The sequence below is a fragment of the Methyloceanibacter sp. genome, from assembly GCF_035650995.1.
In the GTDB taxonomy this organism is placed as follows: Bacteria; Pseudomonadota; Alphaproteobacteria; order Rhizobiales; family Methyloligellaceae; genus Methyloceanibacter.
Genome location: NZ_DASRGO010000148.1, coordinates 1 through 2,026, shown reverse-complemented (window position 1 = coordinate 2,026; position 2,026 = coordinate 1). Strand labels below are relative to the sequence as shown.

The 2,026-nt window shown below is 63.8% G+C and carries 2 protein-coding genes; both read left to right on the top strand.

Going from position 1 to position 2,026, the window contains the following annotated elements:
• Window positions 1–624, top strand: a 624-nt coding sequence (locus VFB18_RS11075) for an IS66 family transposase (protein ID WP_324974959.1), incomplete at its 5' end; no start/stop codon positions are given.
• A 150-nt stretch (window positions 625–774) separates the two neighbouring features.
• Complete coding sequence (locus tag VFB18_RS11070; protein WP_324974957.1) at window positions 775–1,986, top strand: IS256 family transposase; 1,212 nt, start codon at window positions 775–777, stop codon at window positions 1,984–1,986.
• Window positions 1,987–2,026: the final 40 nt, after the last annotated feature.

Here is a 2,026-nt window from a genome sequence, read left to right as displayed (position 1 = left end):
CGGTACTTCTTCGAGGCGGCGATCTGTCGCTACCCCGTTGGGCTACAGGGGCTGATGCGGATTCGGGCCATCTACGCGGCCGACGATGCCGTCAGCCGGGCACCGGCTGCGGAGCGCTCCGCGCTTCGCCAGACGCACGTGCGACCGTTGGTGACGGGCTTCTTCGAGTGGGCGCGCGGGGCGCGCCAAAATGCGCAGGGTCGCAACCTCGCGACCAAAGCACTCGGCTATGCCGCCAATCAAGAGGCGGAGCTCTTGCGCGTGCTCGACGACGTCAACCTGCCGCTCGACAACACGCGCTCCGAACGCGAGCTGCGAAAAATCGTGGTCGGGAGAAAGGCATGGATGTTTTACGGCAGCGACACCCACGCCGAAGCCGCCGCCGCAATCTTCAGCATCATCGCGTCCTGCCGCCTTCACCAAATCGATTCCTTCGCATATCTGGACGAGGTCCTGCGCGTCCTGCCCCACTGGCCGCGGCAACGCTTTCTCGAGCTCGCGCCGAAGCACTGGCAGGCGACGCGCGCCCGCTTGAGACCCGAGGAGCTGGCGGCTCCTCTCTCATCCTTCGAGATCCCGGCCGAGCTGGCGCCGCCGCCGGACCACGCCCGCCCCGCGGAGTAGGACCGCCCGCCGTCGTCAAGCACGCGGCGATCCGCCGCGCCACGTGCGGTCCGTGCAGCGGTTACGTTACGGAGACTGGAGCCTGTCCGAAAGTCTGTGTAACCGGGTCTGACTGGCCGAAGATGGGATCCGCCGGCGAGGAGGGATTCCATGGCGATACGCGACGAGTTGTTGAAAGAGCTGCTGGCCGAGTACAAGAAGCCCGAAGATCTGCTGGGTCCGAATGGATTGCTCAAGCAGCTGACTGGGGCGCTGGTCGAGAAGGCGCTGCAAGCCGAGCTGACTGAGCACCTGGGCTACGAAAAGCACGCCCCTGCGGGTCGGGGCTCTGGAAACTCGCGAAACGGCGCCAGCGGTAAAACGCTGAAGACCGAGGCTGGCGAGGTCGCGATCGAGGTGCCGCGAGATCGGAACGCAACCTTCGAACCGCAGCTGGTGAAGAAGCACCAGACGCATTTCGACGGCTTCGACGACAAGATCATCTCCATGTACGCGCGCGGGATGACGGTGCGCGAAATTCAGGGGCACCTGAGGGAGCTGTATGGCACCGAGGTCTCACCCGACCTGATCTCCCGCGTGACCGACGCCGTGCTTGACGAGGTGAAGGCCTGGCAGAGCCGGCCGCTCGATGCGGTGTGGCCGATCGTCTACCTGGACGCTCTGGTGGTGAAGATCCGAGACCAAGGGACGGTGACGAACAAGTCGGCCTACTTGGCTGTGGGCGTGAACATGCACGGCACGAAGGAAGTCCTCGGCCTTTGGCTCGAGAGCAACGAGGGCGCGAAGTTCTGGCTGAAGATCATCACCGAGCTCAAGAACCGCGGCGTCGCGGATATGCTGCTGGTCTGCTGCGACGGGCTCAAGGGCTTCCCCGAGGCGATCGAGGCCGCCTTCCCCCGGTCGACGGTACAGACCTGCATCGTTCATATGATCCGGAATTCGGTCCGATTCGTCGCTTGGGCCGATCGGAAGCCCCTGGTGGCGGCTCTGAAGCCGATCTATTCGGCAGACACCGAGGCCGCGGCCGAGGCAGCCCTGACCGCGTTCGAACGGGGCCTGGGCCAGCGCTATCCGATGATCGGGAAATCCTGGCGCGCCAACTGGCAGAGGGTGATCCCGTTTCTGGCGTTCCCCAGGGACATCCGAAAGGCGATCTACACGACGAACGCGATCGAATCGCTGAATTTCCAGCTCCGGAAGATTATCAAGACGCGTGGGCATTTCCCGTCGGACGACGCTGCCTTCAAACTGCTGTACCTGGCGCTATCGAGAGCCCAGGAGAAATGGACTATGCCGATCCGAAACTGGAAGAACGCACTGAACCAATTCGCGGTACATTTCGAAGGTCGGCTGCCCGTCTGACGCCACGAGACCCGGTTACACAGACCTCAGGACAGGCCCT